The sequence below is a fragment of the Mycobacterium sp. 20KCMC460 genome (assembly GCF_022179425.1).
GTDB classification, from domain to species: domain Bacteria; phylum Actinomycetota; class Actinomycetes; order Mycobacteriales; family Mycobacteriaceae; genus Mycobacterium; species Mycobacterium kiyosense.
This window is the reverse complement of record NZ_AP025524.1, coordinates 6,072,509-6,089,688: the sequence shown is the minus strand read 5'-3', so window position 1 is coordinate 6,089,688 and position 17,180 is coordinate 6,072,509. Positions and strand designations below refer to the sequence as shown.

Genomic DNA, 17,180 nt, shown 5'->3' with positions numbered 1-17,180 from the left:
CCAACGCCGGTCCCCAGCCGGCTGCTCGGGTGCGCGACGGGCAACCGCCGGTGTGGCCGGTCGACCGCGAGCCGGCGAAACCGTCGGGACTGAAAACATAGGGAAATCCCTAATTGAGACGGGTGCGCCAGCGGCTTTAGGTTGAGCCATCGCGGAGGCGTAGTTGCCAACATCGCCGAACACACGAGATCGGGCGGCATGACTGCGTGTCGCGCAGTCGCGTGGAAAGGGAGACCATGTCGAGGGATTCAGCTTGCCAACGCAGCCACGTCGGCTCTCGGCCACGGGGTCGTGCGGCCCGGGGGCGGGGGCCGAGCGCCTCCGCCGGATTGCTCGCTGCTGCGGCCGCAGCGATTGTTGTTGTCCCGCTGGGCATCCCGCCCGCAGCCAATGCCGATCCGGCACGGCACACCGTCGTCTACCGGATCCTCGGCGGCGGCGATGTGTACTCGGTCATACCCGACCCCGGGACCGCGGTTTATCCGGCGAGCACCACGACCTGGGTCCCGGTCCCCTGGTCGCAGACCGTGAAGGTCACCGGAAGCCCGTACCTGGCGCTGAACTACACCGACAAATCCGGTGGACCGCACGACTGCGCGATCGAGGTGGACGGCCAACCCGTCGCGCTCACCGAACACAAGGCCGGTAGGTGCGCCTACCAAATCCCCGGCCCCGCACAGTAATTGCATCGGGGCTGCGAAGTGAGAGTCTCGGACAGTGCAAACCCGCCGAGGTAAGGGAGAGCAGCGGTGAAGCGTCAGATCGTCGTCGGTCTCATCGGCCTGGTCACGGTAATCGCCTGTGTTGCTGGATGTTCCAGCCATAATTCGAACTCGTCAGCGTCGAACTCGGCACCGGCCGCGGCTGAGCCACAGGTGATCGTGGACGGTAAAAACCTGAACGTCAGCGGTCCGGTCACCTGCAAGACGACCGGCGACACGATCAACATCGGCATCGGTGACCCGTCCAAAGGCATTGGGGCAGTGGTCAGTAAGGACAATCCGCCCATCGTTCACGCGGTCGGACTGGGCAACGTCGACGGCATTACGCTCGGTTTTTCCGACGCCGCAAAGGGTCAGGGCGGCAACGCCGGAGCAGCGGTCGCCGACAACGCGATCCAGATTAAGGGCACGGCGAGCGGGGCCGATGTGAGCGATCCGCACCGGCCCAAGCCCGTGACCAAACAGTTCGAGATGGACGTGACCTGTCCGTAGCCCTGGCCCAGCAATCGTTAGAACGCCCGAGAGGGGACGAATGCAATGTCTGTCAAGCGTTTAGCCGCAGCAGCGGCGGTGGCGACGGGCCTGGGCATATCGGTGCTGGCGGTCAACGAGCGACCGGCGAATTCGGCCCCGCTGGACCCGTCGCCATGTCCCAGTTGGGAGCGGGGCTGCTCCGGTAACCCCAATCCCGCTAATCCCAATCCCGGTTACGGGGGCACCGCCACGCTGCCGCCGGCAGCCCCCGCGCCGCGCACCACGCCGCCGCCGACCCACAGCACGCCGCCCCCGACCACCTGGCAGCCGACCCCGACCCCGACTCCGACGCACAGCACGCCGCCGCAGACGACGCCGACCCCGACGCACAGCACGCCGCCACCGCAGACCACCTGGCAGTCGACCCCGACGCGCAGCACACCACCGCCGACGTCCAGTACCTGGCAGAAGCCGCCCGCGAATAGCACATCGTCCCCGATGCCGACGGAATGTCCCAGCTGGGACAGGAATTGCTCCGCGGCCCCCAGCACGCCCGGGACCGGGGGCGCCGGTACCACGCCACCGAGCTCCTGGAAGCAGACGCCGACGATCGGCACCACGTCATCGCTGCCGACGGAATGTCCCAGCTGGTACAAGAACTGCACCGCGGCCCCCAACACCGGTCCCGGATACGGGGGCTCGACGCCACCCACCACCGGGGCGCAATGGAGCGGTACGTCGCCAACCACCGGGGCACCCTGGACCGGAACCACCAGTCAACCGGGCCAGCGCACCTCATACCCGCCGACGGCTACTCGCCCCGTCCTCAACGCGCCGTGGACCCAACCTCCCCACCCGCCGTACTACCCGCCGCGCCCGCCCATCTTGCGTCCCACCGGTGAAATAGGTGGTCCCGCCAACGTGCCGAGTGGCTTCTGCGTGCCAGGGCAGGGAGCGCCGCCTCCGCCGCCGCCCAGCGGTTACGGGTGGAGCAATGGTCCCGCCCCCGGGTCCCCGCCCCCGAACTGGGAAGGCCCGCCGCCCGCCGGTGGCTGGAACGGGCCGGCGCCCGCCGGCGGCTGGAACCAACCCTGGCAAGGGACGCCGGTAGACGCGTCCTACGGACAGAACTATTACGCGCCGTTCACTTACAACGACTTCACCGTCCTACCCGTCTTCAACGCGGACTACGGGGGCTTTGGTTACTGGTTTTTCGGTACGTGGATACCGCTGTACTGACGGCGACGGTAACTCAGCCCGCAGGCAATCCTGCACTGCGGCAACGGAAATGGGTGTGACGTGCGCACAACCCGGATCGACGGCGTCCATATCCTCTGGAACGGTGGCGAACACCATGGCGCAACCACAACAGTTCCTCGTCGAGTGGTACGGGCCGCGAACGTGCGCCCGCCCGATAGGGGAGATCGTCGATCTGCTCAACGGCCGGGCTGAATTCATGGCTACTCGTGGGACGGTGGTCCGGCTCCTGACGGCGATGACGGTGCCGGGCGACAATTACACGTTCGGGGTCTTCGCCGCCGAATCAGCCGAGGTCGTCGCGCTGATCTGCGGCGACGTCGGCGCACCCGCGGAACGGATCAGCGGCGGCGTCGGTTGGGTGCGGCCCGAGAATTGCTGACGCCCGGCTCGACGGCGCCGCCAAGCCGCCCCGGCACGTCCTCGAGTCAGTACATCGACCGGGTCAGCGCAGTTCTGCGAGAATATTCTAGGTAACACCGGCCGGTCGGACTCCAAGATTGTAAGGAGTCAACGGCATGCGTGTCGGGCATGAAGACAGGCCGCTGTCGCTACGTTGCCGGTGAAGGCGAGGGGGCAGAATATTTGGATTGTGTGAGTTTGATGTGACGGAGCGAATTGTCGGTCGGCAGGCCGAAGAGCTGGCCGTCGGCGATTTCCTCGACTCTGTGCCAGTCAGGCCGGGTGCCCTGGTCATCGAGGGCGAGGCGGGGATCGGCAAAACGACGGTGTGGGGGGACGCGGTCCGTCGGGCCGGCGAGCGCGGATATCGCGTGTTGAGTTGCCGCGCCGCCGCGGCCGAGTCGGTGCTGGCATATACGGTGCTGGCCGATCTGCTCGGTGCCGTGGACGACACCGTGTGGGCGGACCTGCCCGCTCCGCAGCAGCAGGCCCTGGATGGTGCGCTGCTGCGGCGCCCGGTCGCGGCTTCCGGGATTGATCCCAGGGCCGTGGCGGCGGCGTTCCTGGCGGTTGTTGTTCGGCTCTCGGCGCTTCGTCCCATCGTCATCGCCATCGACGATCTGCAGTGGGCAGACGCCTCCAGCGCCAATGTGGTGGCGTATACCGCGCGCCGGCTGCCGTCCGGTGCTGGTCTGTTGTGCACGACGCGCACGGAGGAGGCCGGTGCGCGGTTGCAGTTGCCGAGTTCCGACGCAGTACGTCGGGTCCGGATGCGGCCATTCACCGTGGGCGAGTTACATCAGTTGCTGTTGATCCGGTTGGGGCAGTCAGCGGCGCGTCCCACCCTGCTGCGCATTCACGAAATGACCGGCGGCAACCCGTTTTACGCACTCGAGTTGGCCCGAGAGCTCGACACCGGCGACCGAGCCGTCGAATGGAGCTTGCCGGACAGCCTCAGTGGCCTGGTCCGTGCGAGGATCAGTCGGGTCGGCGCCGAAGATGTTCTGCTCGCCATCGCGAGCCTGCCTGATCCGACGGTGACGATGGTGGCGCAGGCCACCAACTCGACGCCGGAGCGGGTGGTGAAATCGCTCAGTGCAGCCGAGAACCAGGCGGTGGTGACCATCGAGGGGAGCCGACTCCGCTTCACCCATCCCCTTCTTTCGCATGGCGTCTACAGCACAACGGAGCCCGGTCGTCGCCGCGAAATGCACCGGCGGCTAGCCGAACTCATCGATCAGCCCGAATTGCACGCCCGACACCTCGCGCTTGCCGATACATCCGGGAAGCCGGAGACCATCGCCGCGCTGGACGCGGCCGCCGCGATCGCCCGTGACAGAGGAGCGCCGGCCGCTGCCGCCGAACTTCTCGAACTAGCCGTCGGTCTAGCCGGTGACAACGATCCGCGACGCAAAATTCGCTGTGCGACAGATTATTTCATTGCAGGCGACACCGGCCGAGCTAGACGGATGCTCGACGTGGCTGTCGGGGCGGTCCCGTCCGGCCCGATCCGCGCCGAGGCATTGCATCAACTGGGGCTGGTCGTCCTCTCCGACGACAGCTTCCACGAGGCAGCGCAACTACTCGAAGAGGCACTGAACGAGAGTGACGCCGACACCGGGTTGCGGGTGCTCATCCTGATCAGCTTGACGTTCGCCCTCGTCAACGCCGGCCGGCACGAGGACGCCTGCGACCGCGTCCGGCAGGCGGTGGCCGATGCCGAGCAGTTGGGGGCCGCTGCTCTGCTCGCTCCCGCTCTGGGCATGCGCGCGGTGCTGGACTTCATGGGCGGCAAGGGGTTTGACGAGCCGACCCTCCACCGCGCGGTGCAAATCGAGGTGCCGCGTTCGCTCGTCCCGTTGGCTCAGCGGCCTCGCGTACAAATGAACCTGCTGCGGGCCTGGACGGGCGAATTGGGCCGTGCGCGTGCGGAGTTGGCGCAGGTGGAACAGGAGTGTCTTGCCCTCGGTGAAGAAGCCGAGCTGGTGTTCATCGGCTTTCACCTGGTGATGATCGATATCTGGCGCGGCGACCTCACCGGCGCGGCGGCCGTCGCCGACGTCACCATGGAACGGGCACTCCAGCTGGGCGGAGACTTCCCCCTGTTCATCGCACTCACCCTTCGGGCGGCGGTCGCCGCCTATGTCGGCCACCTGGACGACGCGCGAAGCGATCTGAGCCAGGCGATAGCAGCTGCCAGACGTTGCGGCTCAACACGTTTGGGCGAGTGGTCGGCGACGTTGGCCGGATTCGTCGAGGTGTCGGCGGGTAACTACCACGCCGCCCTGGATGCGCTCGAACCGCTGTTTCCCATGCTGGAACTCTTTCCGGACACCTGCGAGATCATCTCGTCGTCGTTTGTCCCCGAGGCCGTCGAGGCCCTGATAGGTCTTGGTCGATTGGACGAGGCCGAGCCGATGGTGGACAAGTTGGAACGCAATGGCCGCCGACTCGACCGCGCATGGACGCTGGCGGTGGGTCTGCGCTGTCGTGCCATGCTGCAGGCCGCGCGCGGTGACGTCGCAGGCGCCATCGCTAGTGTCGAGCAGGCTTTATCCGAGCACCAGCGCCTTCCGATGCCGTTCGAACGAGCTCGCACCCTGCTGTTGTCCGGCCAGTTGCAGCGCCGTCAGCGCCGCCGCGACGCGGCTGGTGTGGCGCTGCGCGAGGCGCGGAGGACATTCGAGCAACTCGGGACTGCGGTGTGGGTCGAGCGCGCCGACTACGAACTGGCACGCGGCGTGCCGGTCCGGGACCGCAACCCAGGTTTGAGCGCCACCGAGGAACGCGTCGCCGGCATGGCCGTCCTGGGCATGACCAACCGCGACATTGCCGCCGCCATGTTCGTGAGCCCGAAAACCGTGGAGGTCAACCTGAGCCACATCTATCGCAAACTCGGCATCCGATCCCGCGCCGAGCTCCATCAGGCACTTCAGGCCTGGGAGGAAAAGTCGCCTTCTGAGTCACCGTAGCCGCTGGCTCGGTCGAGCTTTCAGGTGATCGGCGTCTGTGCGCAGGTGCTGGGCGAGGTGAGGTTGACTCCCGGATAGACCACCTGCATGTGTGTGCACACGTATACCACCGTGTTCGCCGACAGCGGCTGGCCCGTCGACCAACTCGTCGAGTTGATGACCCCGGTCGTCTGGTACTTCTCCGGTGGTCCGTCGCCGAAATACACGGTGGTGACCGTGTCGATCCCGCCTTCTTTGAAGACCCGCTCGAATTGGCTGGTGGCGTGCACGTCCAAGTACGCCAGGCGATTGTTCGACCGGATTTCGGTGGTCTGGCGCGCCCACAGGCCGGACGGGAAGCCGGCCGGCCCGTCCGGGGTGCGCAGGTTGGCGCCCGCGACGAAGTCGCAGTTGCCACCGCCGTGGCAGTCGACGAAGGAGTGCGTCTCGATCTGGGTGACGTCGTCCACCGGGAACAGCGTGGTTGCGGTGTTGGCGCCGGCGCCGGCGATCGGAGTGGGCAGCAGCGCCGTCAGGAGCCCGGCCAGCGCAACACCCGGTATCAGCCGCTTCATCCTGCTCCCCTTCCGCCGGGTACCAGCTGAACTTAACCGCTGTGATCAGTCGTCGTAAGTGACTTCCACCGAATCGGTCTCCGGGTGCGCTTGGCAGGCCAGGATCAGGCCCTCGTCCAGGTCCTGCTGCTCCAGCACGTCGTTGACCTCCATGCTCACCTTGCCCCCGCGCAGGGTGACGGCGCACGCGCCGCAGTGGCCTTCGCGGCAGGAGAACGGCGCGTCCAGACCCTTGGCCAGCAGCACGTCGAGCAGCTTGGCGCTGCGCGGCCACGACACCGTGTAGGTTTCCCCGTCCAGCTCGACGACCGCGGTAGCCGGACCCGCGTCGTCCTCGTCGGCGGCGTCGTCGATTTTGACCGCCGCGAACGGGTCCGATTCCAGCGACTTGAACACCTCGATATGCACTTGCGCCGCAGGGACTTTCAGTGTTTCCAGCGCAACCCGCGCCGCTTCCATGAAGGGGCCGGGTCCGCAGATGAAGACCGGCCGGTCGGTGAACGGGGCGGCCAGTTTGGCCAGCGCGGCCGCGCTGGGCAGTCCCTGCAGCGATTCCAGCCAGTGCAGCACGGTGAGCCGGTCGGGGTACTTTCCGGACAGCTCCCGCAGCGCATCGCAGAAGATCACCGAGTTCTCGTCGCGGTTGGCGTAGATGACCGTCACCTGGCCGCTGCCTTCGGACAGCGCCGACTTGCAGATCGACATGATCGGGGTGATGCCGCTGCCGGCGGCCAGCAGCAGGAAATCGTCGTCGAGGGTTTTGGGCACGAAGGTGCCCGACGGGGCGAGCACGTGGATGTGCATGCCCGGGTGCGCGTGGTCGCACAGCCAGTTGGAGGCGTAGCCGTCGGCGGTGCGTTTGACCGTCACCGTCAACGCCTCGTCGGTGAACGGTGAGCTGCACAGCGAGTAGCAGCGCGCCACCGATCCGGTGCGTTCGCTGGGCACCCGCAGGGTCAGGAACTGGCCGGGGGAGTAGCGCAGCCGGGCGGGCGGGATCTGCGGGTCGTCTGGTCCGTCGGGGACCGCGAACACCAGCGACCGCGCATCGTCGGTTTCCGCGACGACCTCGGCGATCCGCAGCGTAAGGACGTGGTCGCCGAGCGGTTCGTCGGGTAGTTGGTCCAGATCCGCCTCGGTCAAGGCGCGCCCTCTCTTCCGGTTCAACTAGAACATGTTATAGAAAACCCGATTCATATCTCTACCAGCCGCAGGAATACCCTGCTCGACACAAATCGGAACGTGTTCTAGTCTTTGTCTAGTCTTGGTCTAGGTGCGACTCAGCCCGCACTCCCACAGGAGGCAAACGTAAGTGACCACCATTCAACAGCGTGATGCGCAGCAGGTGTTAGCTGCCGTCGACGATCTGCTCCCGCGGATTCGCGAACGTGCGCAGGCGACGGAAGACCTACGCCGGCTGCCCGAGGAGTCGGTGGCCGAACTCGACGAAGCGGGCTTTTTCACCCTGTTGCAGCCCGAGCAGTGGGGCGGCCTGCAGTGCGACCCCGCGCTGTTCTACGAGGCGGTGCGGCGGATCGCCAGTGCGTGTGGCTCCACCGGTTGGGTGAGCTCGATCCTGGGGGTGCACAACTGGCACCTCGCGTTGTTCGACCAGCAGGCTCAGGAGGAGGTCTGGGGCGAGGACACCTCGACGCGCATCTCGTCTTCCTACGCCCCGATGGGTGCCGGCGTGGTGGTCGACGGCGGTTACCTGGTCAACGGTTCCTGGAACTGGTCCTCGGGTTGCGACCACGCCACCTGGGCCTTCCTGGGCGGGCCGGTGATCAAGGACGGCCGGCCGGTGGACTTCGGCAGCTTCCTGATCCCGATCAGCGACTACCGCATCGACGACGTCTGGCACGTGGTCGGTCTTAAGGGCACCGGCAGCAACACCGTCGTCGTCAAGGACGTGTTCGTGCCCCGGCACCGGTTCCTGTCCTACAAGGCGATGAACGACGGCACCGCCGGGGGGTACCAGCGCAACACTGCACCGGTTTACAAGATGCCTTGGGGCACAATGCATCCCACCACTATCTCGGCTCCGATCGTGGGAATGGCCTACGGCGCCTACGCCGCGCATGTCGAGCATCAGGGCAAGCGGGTGCGCGCCGCGTTCGCCGGCGAGAAGGCCAAGGACGACCCGTTCGCCAAGATCCGCATCGCCGAGGCGGCCAGCGACATCGACGCCGCGTGGCGCCAGCTGAGCGGCAACGTCGCCGACGAGTACGCGCTGCTGTCGGCCGGCAAGGAGATCCCGTTCGAATTGCGCGCCCGCGCCCGTCGCGACCAGGTGCGTGCCACCGGCCGCGCGATCGCCTCGATCGACCGGCTCTTCGAGGCATCCGGCGCCACCGCGCTGGGCATCGACCAACCGGTGCAACGGTTCTGGCGCGACGCCCACGCCGGCCGGGTGCACGCGGCCAACGACCCCGAGCGGGCGTATGTGATCTTCGGCAACAACGAGTTCGGGTTGCCGCCCGGCGACACCATGGTTTGATGACCAGTACCGACGAGCTCACGTTCGAATCCACCTCGCGCTACGCCGAAGTCGACGTCGACGGGCCGCTGAAGCTGCACTATCACGAGGCCGGGGCAGGCAACCATCAGACGGTGGTGCTGCTGCACGGTGGCGGGCCCGGGGCCTCGAGTTGGTCGAACTTCTCCCGCAATATCGCGGTGCTGGCCCAGCATTTCCACGTCCTCGCCGTCGACCAGCCGGGCTACGGGCACTCCGACAAGCGCGCCGAGCACGGGCAGTTCAACCGCTACGCGGCCCGGGCGCTCAAGGGCCTGTTCGACCAACTCGACCTCAAACGCGTTCCGCTGGTCGGCAATTCGCTGGGCGGCGGTACTGCGGTGCGGTTCGCGCTGGACTACCCGGAGCTGGCAGGCAAGCTGGTGCTGATGGGGCCGGGTGGTCTGAGCGTCAACCTGTTCGCGCCCGACCCCACCGAGGGGGTCAAGCGGCTGGGCAAGTTCTCCGTTGAGCCCACCCGGGAGAACCTCGAGGCGTTCCTTCGCGTAATGGTCTACGACCAGAAGCTGATCACCCCCGAGTTGATCGACCAGCGTTTCGAGCTGGCCAGCACCCCGGAGTCGCTGGCCGCCACCCGGGCAATGGGAATGTCGTTCTCCGGGGCCGATTTCGAGCTCGGCATGATGTGGCGAGAGGTGTACAAGCTGCGCCAGCCGGTGCTGTTGATCTGGGGCCGGGAAGACCGTGTCAACCCACTCGACGGTGCGTTGGTGGCGCTCAAGACCATTCCCCGCGCGCAGCTGCATGTGTTCGGGCAGTGCGGGCACTGGGCTCAGGTGGAGAAGTTCGACGAGTTCAACAACCTGACCATCGATTTCCTGGGAGGTTCCAGATGAGCATCCGGTCATTGGGTTACCTGCGCATCGAGGCCACCGACATGGCCGCCTGGCGTGAATTCGGTCTTAAGGTGCTCGGCATGGTCGAGGGCAAGGGCACCACGGAGGGCGCGCTCTATCTGCGGATGGACGATTTCCCGGCCCGGTTGGTGATCGTGCCGGGCGAACAGGACCGGCTCATCGAGGCCGGCTGGGAATGCGCGAACGCCGCTGGGCTGCAGGAGATCCGGAACCGGCTCGATGTCGAGGGCACGCCCTACAAGGAAGCCACCGCCGCCGAACTGGCTGACCGCCGGGTCGACGAGATGATCCGGTTCTCCGATCCGTCCGGTAACTGCCTGGAGGTCTTTCACGGCGCCGCGCTGGAACACCGTCGGGTGGTCAGCCCGTACGGGCACAAGTTCGTCACCGCCGAGCAGGGCCTGGGGCATGTGGTGCTGACCACTCGCGACGACGAAGAGACGTTGCACTTCTACCGCGACGTCCTGGGCTTCAAGCTGCGTGACTCGATGCGACTGCCGCCGCAGGTGGTAGGCCGGCCGGCCGACGGTCCACCCGCCTGGCTGCGGTTCCTGGGTTGCAACCCGCGTCATCACAGCCTTGCCTTCATGCCCGGACAGACCCCCAGCGGCATCGTGCACCTGATGGTCGAAGTGGGAGAGGCCGACGACGTGGGGCTGTGCCTGGACCGCGCGCTGCGGAAGAAGGTACCGATGTCGGCGACGCTGGGTCGCCACGTCAACGATCTGATGCTGTCCTTCTACATGAAGACCCCCAGTGGATTCGATGTCGAATTCGGTTGCGAGGGAAGACAAGTCGAAGACGACGACTGGATCGCCCGGGAGAGCACGGCAATCAGCTTGTGGGGCCACGACTTCAGCGTCGGCTTCAAGGCTTAGATTCCTACCCTGCATCATGGCCGCTCCGCCGATCGACCCGCGCACCTTCCGCAATGTGCTGGGCCAGTTCTGCACCGGGATCACCATCATCACCACCGTGCATGACGGCGTACCGGTCGGCTTCGCCTGCCAGTCGTTCGCGGCACTGTCGCTGGATCCCCCGCTGGTGCTGTTCTGCCCCACCAAGGTGTCACGGTCCTGGCAGGCGATCGAGGCCAGCGGCCGGTTCTGCGTGAACATGCTGACCGAGGCGCAGAAACCCGTCTCGGCCCGGTTCGGCTCCAAGGAGCCGGACAAGTTCGCGGGGATCGATTGGCGCCCTTCGGAACTCGGTTCACCGATCATCGACGGTTCGCTGGCCTACATCGACTGTACGGTGGCCTCGGTGCACGACGGCGGCGACCATTTCGTGGTGTTCGGTGCGGTGCAGTCCTTGTCGGAGGCGCCCAAGATCAAGCCCCGTCCGCTGTTGTTCTATCGCGGCGAGTACACCGGCATCGAGCCGGACAAGAACACCCCGGCGCAGTGGCGCGACGACCTGGAGGCGTTCCTGACCACCACCACCGAGGACACCTGGCTCTGATGCGGGTGCGCGGAACCTTGTCCCACAAGAACGCTCGCTGACGCAGGTTTGGCACCGCTTGACGCGGAAATACGTTGGGAATGTCGAAAAAGCCCGCCACCAACGTACTCGTCGGATATCTGAACACGCAGATCGATCAGGTCATGGCCGGTGACGTCGGCCTGCGAGGCGGGGACGACCCGATACATGACACCCGGGTGGCGATCCGCCGGCTGCGCAGCACACTGCGCGTGTTCGGTGCGGTGCTGGACGGCGCGGCGATCGACGGCCTGGACGACGAGCTGAAGTGGTTCGCCGGCCTGCTCGGCGAGGTGCGTGACTGTCAAGTGCAGTTGCGCCGCTTCGCCGAGGCCGTCGACGAGCTTCCCGACGTGCTGGTGCTGGGTCCGGTCAAGTCGCGGATCCGCAACGACCTCAAAGCGATCGAACTGCCGGCGCGTGCCCGGGTGGGCGAGGAGATGGATTCCGAACGCTACCAGCAACTGATGGCGACGCTGCTCGAACTGCGCACCAAACCGCCTGTCGTAGCAGGAATCACGGAGAAGCGGCTACGCAAACGGGCGGACCACGCGCGCCGTAAGGCGGATCGCCGGTTGGAGGCCGCCCTGGCCGACGGTTCGGGTGAGATGCTGCACCGCGCCCGGAAGGCCGCCAAGCGGGCCCGCTACGCCGCCGAGCTGTGCCGGCCTGTGCAGCCGGGATATCGTCGAAATATCAAGAAGTACAAGCGAATTCAGACCGTTCTGGGTGATCATCAGGATGCGGTGGTGGCTTGCGATGTGTTGCGTCGCCTGGCGGTGACAGCGGGAACGGCTCAGGGTGAGAACGGCTTTACCTACGGGCTGCTCTATGCGCGCGAGCAGCAGGTCGCGGCGCGCAGCCGGGAGGCGGTGCGGGGGCTCTGAGCGGCATCGGCCGCCAGACCGCCGGGCACGCAGGAGCCCCGCCAGTAGTCGGTTGTCTTTTCTGAAAGTTGATATCACCGGCGCTAGCGCTTTCGCGAAAAGAGCGATGACTCCATTTAGCCAGCCGGTCCGCCGGGTGACTACCGAACCCAGTGCCGCGGGTGTTAACAATCCCGGGTGAACCGCTACACGTACCGCGCGCAGTGGTGCCCGGACAACGACGAATACGTCGCAAAGTGTCTGGAATTCCCGTACTTGAGGGAGCGGGCGCCAACCGCGCAACAGGCCGTCGCTCTGGTGGTGGCAGCCCTCGACGAGAAATTGGCGATCATGCAGGAGTTGGGCGAGCATCCGCCGCCGTCGCTCACCGACCGCAACTACAGCGGCACCTTCATCGTCCGAACCTCGACTGCGCTGCACCTGCGCCTTGCGCTGGAAGCCCAGGAAGAGGGAGTGTCGATGAACCAGTGGGTCGTACAGCAGTTGACTGGCCGGCGGCGTGGCGAACCAGCCTATCCCTGGGACTAGGTACCAGGTAACGCTGCTGCGACAAAGTGAGTGGAGGGGTCGCAGCAGCGTTACGGGATCGGGACCGCTCAGGTGTGTGCCCCACGGTAGTGCTCGGTGTCGCGGGCCTGGCCGGGCTGCTCGGTGTGGGGTGGCTCGGTGCGGGCTGTCGGGTCGAGGTCGTCGGCGCGCTTCCACTGTTCGTCGAGTTGTTCGCGAGATGTGGCCGCCTCGTTCTGGTGCGCGGCGGCGCGGTCCTGCAGTCGGGCCGCCTCGGCGGCCTTGGCCTCGGCCTCGGCCTGCGCGGCACGGGCCTTGGCGGCGGTCTCCTCGGCGAGCGCTTCGCGACGCTGGACGCGCGCGGATTCCAATCTGGCCTGCTCGCGGATCTCCTCGGCCTGCTGCACGCGGCGGCGCCGCTTGGCACGGGCCGACACAGCGACCACTGCCACGATCAGCGCGACGACCACCAGTGCGGCGATCACAATCCAGACGATGTTGCTGGTACTCATCACTGACTCCCGTTGCTAGATCGGTGTGCATAGCTGTCGTCTTCAACGGGTCCCCATATTCGACAGAGATAAAACACCGCCCGCGGTGGTCGGCGGCTACCTTCATGGACATGGATCTCTCCGCATACTTCGACCGGGTCGATTACGGGGGTGACACGAGGCCGGGCCTGGCTGTGCTACAGGACCTGATCACCGCGCACACCGGCGCCATCCCGTTCGAGAACCTGGACCCGTTCACCGGCATACCGGTCGATGACCTGAGCCCGGAAGCGTTGACCGACAAGCTGGTTCACCGCCGCCGCGGCGGGTACTGCTACGAACAGAACGGCTTGATGGGCTACGTGCTGGCCGAACTCGGCTTCCGGGTGCGTCGGCTGGCCGGCCGGGTGGTCTGGATGCAGCCGACCGGTGCCCCGACCCCGGCCATGACTCACACCGTGCTTGCGGTGACCTTCCCCGGGGGCGCGGGTCCGTACCTGGTCGACGTCGGATTCGGCGGGCAGACCCCCACCTCACCGTTGCGCTTGCTGACCGGCGGGGAGCAGGCGACTACGCACGAGCCGTACCGCCTCGAGGACCACGGCGACGGCCTGGTGCTGCAGGCGAAGATCCGCGACGGGTGGCAGTCGCTGTATGAGTTCACCACCCAGACCTGCCCACAGATCGACCTGGCGGTGGGCAGTTGGTGGGTCTCCACGCACCCGTCGTCGCATTTCGTCACCGGCCTGATGGTGGCGCGGGTGGCCGGCGATGCGCGGCTGAATCTGGCCGGCCGTAACCTGGTCATCCACCGTGGCGACGGCAGCGAGAAGATCGGGCTGGACGGTGCCGCCGCGGTGCTCGACGCCCTTCAGGAGCGGTTCGGGATCAACCTGGCAGACTTCGACCGCGCCGCGCTGCAATCGCGCGTCGAAGCGCTACTGGCTCGGCAGCCAGCCGCGAATCCGGCGTAGCGCCTCTTCGATATCACTGGTCGGCCCGGCGAACGACAGCCGGACATAGGAATTGCCGCGGGTCGGGTCGAAGTCGATGCCCGGCGCGATCGCAACTCCGGTATCGGTCAGCAACTTCGAGCAGAACGCCAGCGAATCGGTGGTGAAGTCGGAGACGTCGGCGTAGACGTAGAACGCCCCGTCGGTCGGCGCCAGTCGCTCGATTCCGATGCGGCGCAGCCCGTCCAGCAGCATCAGCCGGTTGACGGCGTAATGCTGCAGATTCGCCTGAGCCTCGGCCCTCGACTCGGGCGTGAACGCCGACACGCCCGCGATCTGGGACAGCACCGGTGGGCAGATGGTGAAATTGCCGGTCAGGCAATCCACCGCGCGACGCAACTCTTCGGGTACCACCAGCCAGCCCAGTCGCCATCCGGTCATCGCGTAATACTTGGAAAAGCTGTTGACCAACACGGCATTTCGCGACGTCTCCCACGCACAGCTGGTCGGTGGCGCCCCTTGGTAGACCAGTCCGTGATAGACCTCGTCGCTGATCAGCCGCACATCGTTGTCGTCGCACCAGGAAACGATCGCCGCCAGTTCCTCGGGCGGAATCACGGTGCCGGTGGGGTTGGCCGGGCTGGCGACTATGACGCCCTTGATCGGCGGATCGAGTTCGGCGAGCATCGCGGCGGTGGGCTGGAACCGGGTCTCGGGTCCGCACGGGATCTCCACCACCTCACAACCCAACGCGGACAGGATGTTTCGGTAGCAGGGATAGCCGGGGCTGGCCATGGCTACCCGGTCACCCACGTCGAAGCAGGCCAAGAATGCCAACAGGAAGCCGCCGGATGATCCGGTGGTCACCACCACCGCGTCGGGTTCGATGGAAAGGCCATGCTGGCGTTGATAATCCGTCGCGATGGCGGCCCGCAACTCCGGAATGCCCAGCGCCACGGTGTAACCGAGCTGATTGAGGTGCAGGGCGGATGCGGCTGCGGCCCGCACCGGCTCCGGGGCGCCGACGCTGGGCTGGCCGGCGGAGAGGTTCACCAGATCGCCGTGGGTGCGTTGCCGCTCCGCGGCGGCCAGCCAGACGTCCATCACGTAGAACGGTGGGATGCCCGCGCGCAGGGCGACATGTCCGGTCACGATTTCGAGAGTATCTCGGGCTCCAGTCGGCGCAGCAGCTCACGCGGCGGGTCGAGCAATTGCGCACTGCCGTGTGCACGCTTGAAGTACAGGTGCATGTCGTGTTCCCAGGTGATCGCGATGCCGCCATGGAGCTGGATACCCTCGGCGGCAACGATATTCAGCGCCTCGGTAGCGGCCAGCCGCGCCGCGGCTGCGTTGCGCCCGGTGGGCTCGTTGCAGGCGTCGTTCACCACGGCCTTGGCAGCTGCGACGGTGACGTACAAGTCGGCCATCCGGTGTTTGAGCGCCTGGAAGCTGCCGATCGGGCGACCGAACTGCACCCGGCTCTTCGTGTATTCGACGGTCAGGTCCAGACAGCGCTCGGCGGCACCGATCTGCTCGGCCGCCAGCAGGATCGACGCCGCGTCGGCAAGACCCGGATCCTCGCCCAGTTCGGCGGTCTCCTCGGGTGTCAACCGGGCCAGCCGGCGGGTCAGGTCCATGGTGGTGACCGGCTCCGCGCTGAACCTGGTCCACCGGCTCAGCCGGCCGCCTTCGACGGCGACGACGACGTCGGCGATGTCGCCGTTGACCACGTAGTCCGGGTCGAGCACCAGCGCCCCGATCGAGCTGCCTTCGGCCAGCGCGCCGAGTGTTTCCTCGTCGGGTTCCCCCGCCGCCAGCAGGGCGAGCTCGGCGAGCGTGGTGCCCAGCAACGGCGACGGCACCAATGCGCGACCCAACTCCTGTAGAACCGTTGCGGCATCGGCCAATTGGCCCCCGGCGCCGCCCAGCTCCTCGGGCACCACCAGGGCGGCGGCACCGACCTGCTCACACAGCAGCTGCCACAGCGACTCGTCGTAGCCGTGCTCGGATTCGATCGCCGCACGCACGGCAGCCGGACCGGCATGCTTGGCCACCAGGGCCGCCACGGTGTCGGCCAGCATCGCCCGCTCTTCAGACATGGCGCCGCTCCTCCTCATTGCTTCGCGCTGCGTCGTCGCCGGCGGTATCGGACGTCATAGCGCCTCCAGTACTCGGCGTCGGTGCGATTCCGGGGTACCCCAGGCGCAGCGCAGCGCCTGCACCCGCAGTAACAGCAGCGACAGGTCGTGTTCCTGGGTGAAACCGATCGCTCCATGAGTTTGCAACGCGGAGCGTGCGGCCAGCAGCCCGGCCTCTCCGGCGGCGACCTTGGCCGCACTGACATCGCGCGGTGCCATCGTCACCGCCGCCCCGTACACCAGGGGCCGGGCCAACTCGATCGCGATGTGTACATCGGCGAGCTTGTGCTTGATCGCCTGGTAGGAGCCGATCACCCGGCCGAACTGGGAACGTTGCTTGGCGTAGTCGACGCTGCCGGCCAGCAACGCTTCGGCCGCGCCCACCAGTTGCGCAGCGGTGGCCAGCACGCCGAACTGGTAGGCGCGCTGGATGTCTGCCTGCCAGGGGTCGCCGGTCGCGGTCACGTCGTACAGATGGCGACTGGGGTCGACAGACTCGTGGCGGTCGCCTGCTTCGGCTTCCCGCACCCCATCGGGCCCCACCGACAACACCAGGCCCGCGGTATCGGCGTCGACGGCGCGCGGCACGTCCGGCGGCAACGCCACCGTGGCGATCAGCTCACCGGCGGCCAGCTCGCCGCACCGCTCGTCGTCGGCAAGCAATATCGGTGCGACGGCAATGGATTCGGTGACCGGGCCGGGCACGCACCAATAGCCGAGCCGCTCGCACGCGACCACCAGGTCCACCGGTGCGGCGTCGATACCGTCGAACTTCTCGGGCACCAGCAGCGCGGTGGCGCCGAGGTTGGCCAGTTGCTGCCACACCTTGCGGCCGGGTGCGGCGTCGCCGGCCGACCAGGCCCGCACCGCGCCGGGCAGATCCGCGGCACCCAGGGCTGCGTCGATGCTGGCAGCGAAATCGCGCTGCTGATCGTCGAGTGCGAAGTCCAT

Annotated in this window: 18 protein-coding genes and 1 pseudogene; 12 read left to right on the top strand and 7 right to left on the bottom strand. The window is 66.8% G+C overall.

The features are described from left to right. The first annotated feature begins 329 nt into the window (after positions 1-329). Positions 330-683: a hypothetical protein gene (locus MKCMC460_RS28090; RefSeq protein ID WP_236978478.1), complete on the top strand. Its 354-nt coding sequence runs from the start codon at positions 330-332 to the stop codon at positions 681-683. 66 nt (positions 684-749) lie between these two features. Beyond that, complete coding sequence (locus MKCMC460_RS28085; RefSeq protein WP_238305118.1) at positions 750-1,214, top strand: lipoprotein LpqH; 465 nt, start codon at positions 750-752, stop codon at positions 1,212-1,214. A 215-nt stretch (positions 1,215-1,429) separates the two neighbouring features. Here the strand turns inward: MKCMC460_RS28085 and MKCMC460_RS28080 are convergent, their stop codons facing one another. Further along, the gene (locus MKCMC460_RS28080; protein WP_238305117.1) at positions 1,430-1,945 is read right to left on the bottom strand and encodes a hypothetical protein; all 516 of its coding nucleotides are present in this window, start codon (positions 1,943-1,945) and stop codon (positions 1,430-1,432) included. Positions 1,946-1,955: 10 nt separating this feature from the next. Between MKCMC460_RS28080 and MKCMC460_RS31945 the strand changes: the two are divergent. From MKCMC460_RS31945 to MKCMC460_RS28065, 3 genes and pseudogenes are all read left to right on the top strand, one after another. Beyond that, positions 1,956-2,435, top strand: a pseudogene (locus MKCMC460_RS31945) (MAP_0585 family protein); the annotation flags it as partial. 103 nt (positions 2,436-2,538) lie between these two features. Then, positions 2,539-2,835 carry a hypothetical protein gene (locus tag MKCMC460_RS28070; protein WP_236978471.1) on the top strand — a complete coding sequence of 99 codons (297 nt, stop codon included), beginning with the start codon at positions 2,539-2,541 and terminating at the stop codon, positions 2,833-2,835. 223 nt (positions 2,836-3,058) lie between these two features. Continuing rightward, complete coding sequence (locus tag MKCMC460_RS28065; protein WP_238305114.1) at positions 3,059-5,827, top strand: AAA family ATPase; 2,769 nt, start codon at positions 3,059-3,061, stop codon at positions 5,825-5,827. A 20-nt stretch (positions 5,828-5,847) separates the two neighbouring features. Here MKCMC460_RS28065 and MKCMC460_RS28060 read toward each other — a convergent pair whose 3' ends face one another. Together MKCMC460_RS28060 and MKCMC460_RS28055 are read right to left on the bottom strand one after the other, a co-directional pair. Then, positions 5,848-6,381 (bottom strand): hypothetical protein, encoded by a 534-nt coding sequence (locus tag MKCMC460_RS28060; RefSeq protein ID WP_236978466.1) that lies wholly within the window; start codon positions 6,379-6,381, stop codon positions 5,848-5,850. A 45-nt stretch (positions 6,382-6,426) separates the two neighbouring features. After that, positions 6,427-7,524 (bottom strand): ferredoxin--NADP reductase, encoded by a 1,098-nt coding sequence (locus tag MKCMC460_RS28055; protein ID WP_238306055.1) that lies wholly within the window; start codon positions 7,522-7,524, stop codon positions 6,427-6,429. 169 nt (positions 7,525-7,693) lie between these two features. On the opposite strand from MKCMC460_RS28055, the gene hsaA reads away from it, so the two are divergent. The 6 genes from hsaA (at position 7,694) to MKCMC460_RS28025 (ending at position 12,668) form a co-directional block, all read left to right on the top strand. Then, positions 7,694-8,878, top strand: coding sequence for a 3-hydroxy-9,10-secoandrosta-1,3,5(10)-triene-9,17-dione monooxygenase oxygenase subunit (hsaA, locus tag MKCMC460_RS28050; protein ID WP_236978465.1), 1,185 nt, complete (start codon positions 7,694-7,696; stop codon positions 8,876-8,878). Further along, positions 8,878-9,753: a 4,5:9,10-diseco-3-hydroxy-5,9,17-trioxoandrosta-1(10),2-diene-4-oate hydrolase gene (gene hsaD, locus MKCMC460_RS28045; protein WP_236978464.1), complete on the top strand. Its 876-nt coding sequence runs from the start codon at positions 8,878-8,880 to the stop codon at positions 9,751-9,753. The genes hsaA and hsaD overlap by 1 nt, the downstream gene beginning before the upstream one ends. Beyond that, a complete protein-coding gene (gene hsaC / locus MKCMC460_RS28040) occupies positions 9,750-10,652 on the top strand; it encodes an iron-dependent extradiol dioxygenase HsaC (protein ID WP_236978463.1) in 903 nt (300 codons plus the stop codon). Before hsaD ends, hsaC begins: the two co-directional genes overlap by 4 nt. Before the next feature lie 16 nt (positions 10,653-10,668). Then, on the top strand, positions 10,669-11,235 hold the full coding sequence (hsaB, locus tag MKCMC460_RS28035) for a 3-hydroxy-9,10-secoandrosta-1,3,5(10)-triene-9,17-dione monooxygenase reductase subunit (protein ID WP_236978462.1): 567 nt from the start codon (positions 10,669-10,671) through the stop codon (positions 11,233-11,235). Positions 11,236-11,315: 80 nt separating this feature from the next. Then, on the top strand, positions 11,316-12,140 hold the full coding sequence (locus MKCMC460_RS28030; RefSeq protein ID WP_236978460.1) for a CHAD domain-containing protein: 825 nt from the start codon (positions 11,316-11,318) through the stop codon (positions 12,138-12,140). A 177-nt stretch (positions 12,141-12,317) separates the two neighbouring features. Further along, on the top strand, positions 12,318-12,668 hold the full coding sequence (locus MKCMC460_RS28025) for a type II toxin-antitoxin system HicB family antitoxin (RefSeq protein ID WP_236978458.1): 351 nt from the start codon (positions 12,318-12,320) through the stop codon (positions 12,666-12,668). 68 nt (positions 12,669-12,736) lie between these two features. Here MKCMC460_RS28025 and MKCMC460_RS28020 read toward each other — a convergent pair whose 3' ends face one another. Further along, complete coding sequence (locus tag MKCMC460_RS28020; protein ID WP_236978457.1) at positions 12,737-13,159, bottom strand: hypothetical protein; 423 nt, start codon at positions 13,157-13,159, stop codon at positions 12,737-12,739. Positions 13,160-13,263: 104 nt separating this feature from the next. Here MKCMC460_RS28020 and MKCMC460_RS28015 point away from each other — a divergent pair, with 104 nt between their 5' ends. Then, entirely contained in the window at positions 13,264-14,112 is an 849-nt protein-coding gene (locus MKCMC460_RS28015) for an arylamine N-acetyltransferase (RefSeq protein WP_236978456.1), read from the top strand. Here MKCMC460_RS28015 and MKCMC460_RS28010 read toward each other — a convergent pair. Genes MKCMC460_RS28010 through MKCMC460_RS28000 form a run of 3 tightly spaced genes read right to left on the bottom strand, consistent with a single transcriptional unit; the run spans position 14,077 to position 17,180 of the window. Next, positions 14,077-15,243, bottom strand: a complete 1,167-nt coding sequence (locus MKCMC460_RS28010; RefSeq protein WP_238305113.1) for a pyridoxal phosphate-dependent aminotransferase — start codon at positions 15,241-15,243, stop codon at positions 14,077-14,079. The two genes, MKCMC460_RS28015 and MKCMC460_RS28010, sit on opposite strands and share 36 nt — an antisense overlap. After that, positions 15,240-16,190 (bottom strand): acyl-CoA dehydrogenase family protein, encoded by a 951-nt coding sequence (locus MKCMC460_RS28005; RefSeq protein WP_236978455.1) that lies wholly within the window; start codon positions 16,188-16,190, stop codon positions 15,240-15,242. The genes MKCMC460_RS28010 and MKCMC460_RS28005 overlap by 4 nt, the downstream gene beginning before the upstream one ends. Positions 16,191-16,244: 54 nt before the next feature. Beyond that, positions 16,245-17,180, bottom strand: coding sequence for an acyl-CoA dehydrogenase family protein (locus MKCMC460_RS28000; protein ID WP_236978454.1), 936 nt, complete (start codon positions 17,178-17,180; stop codon positions 16,245-16,247).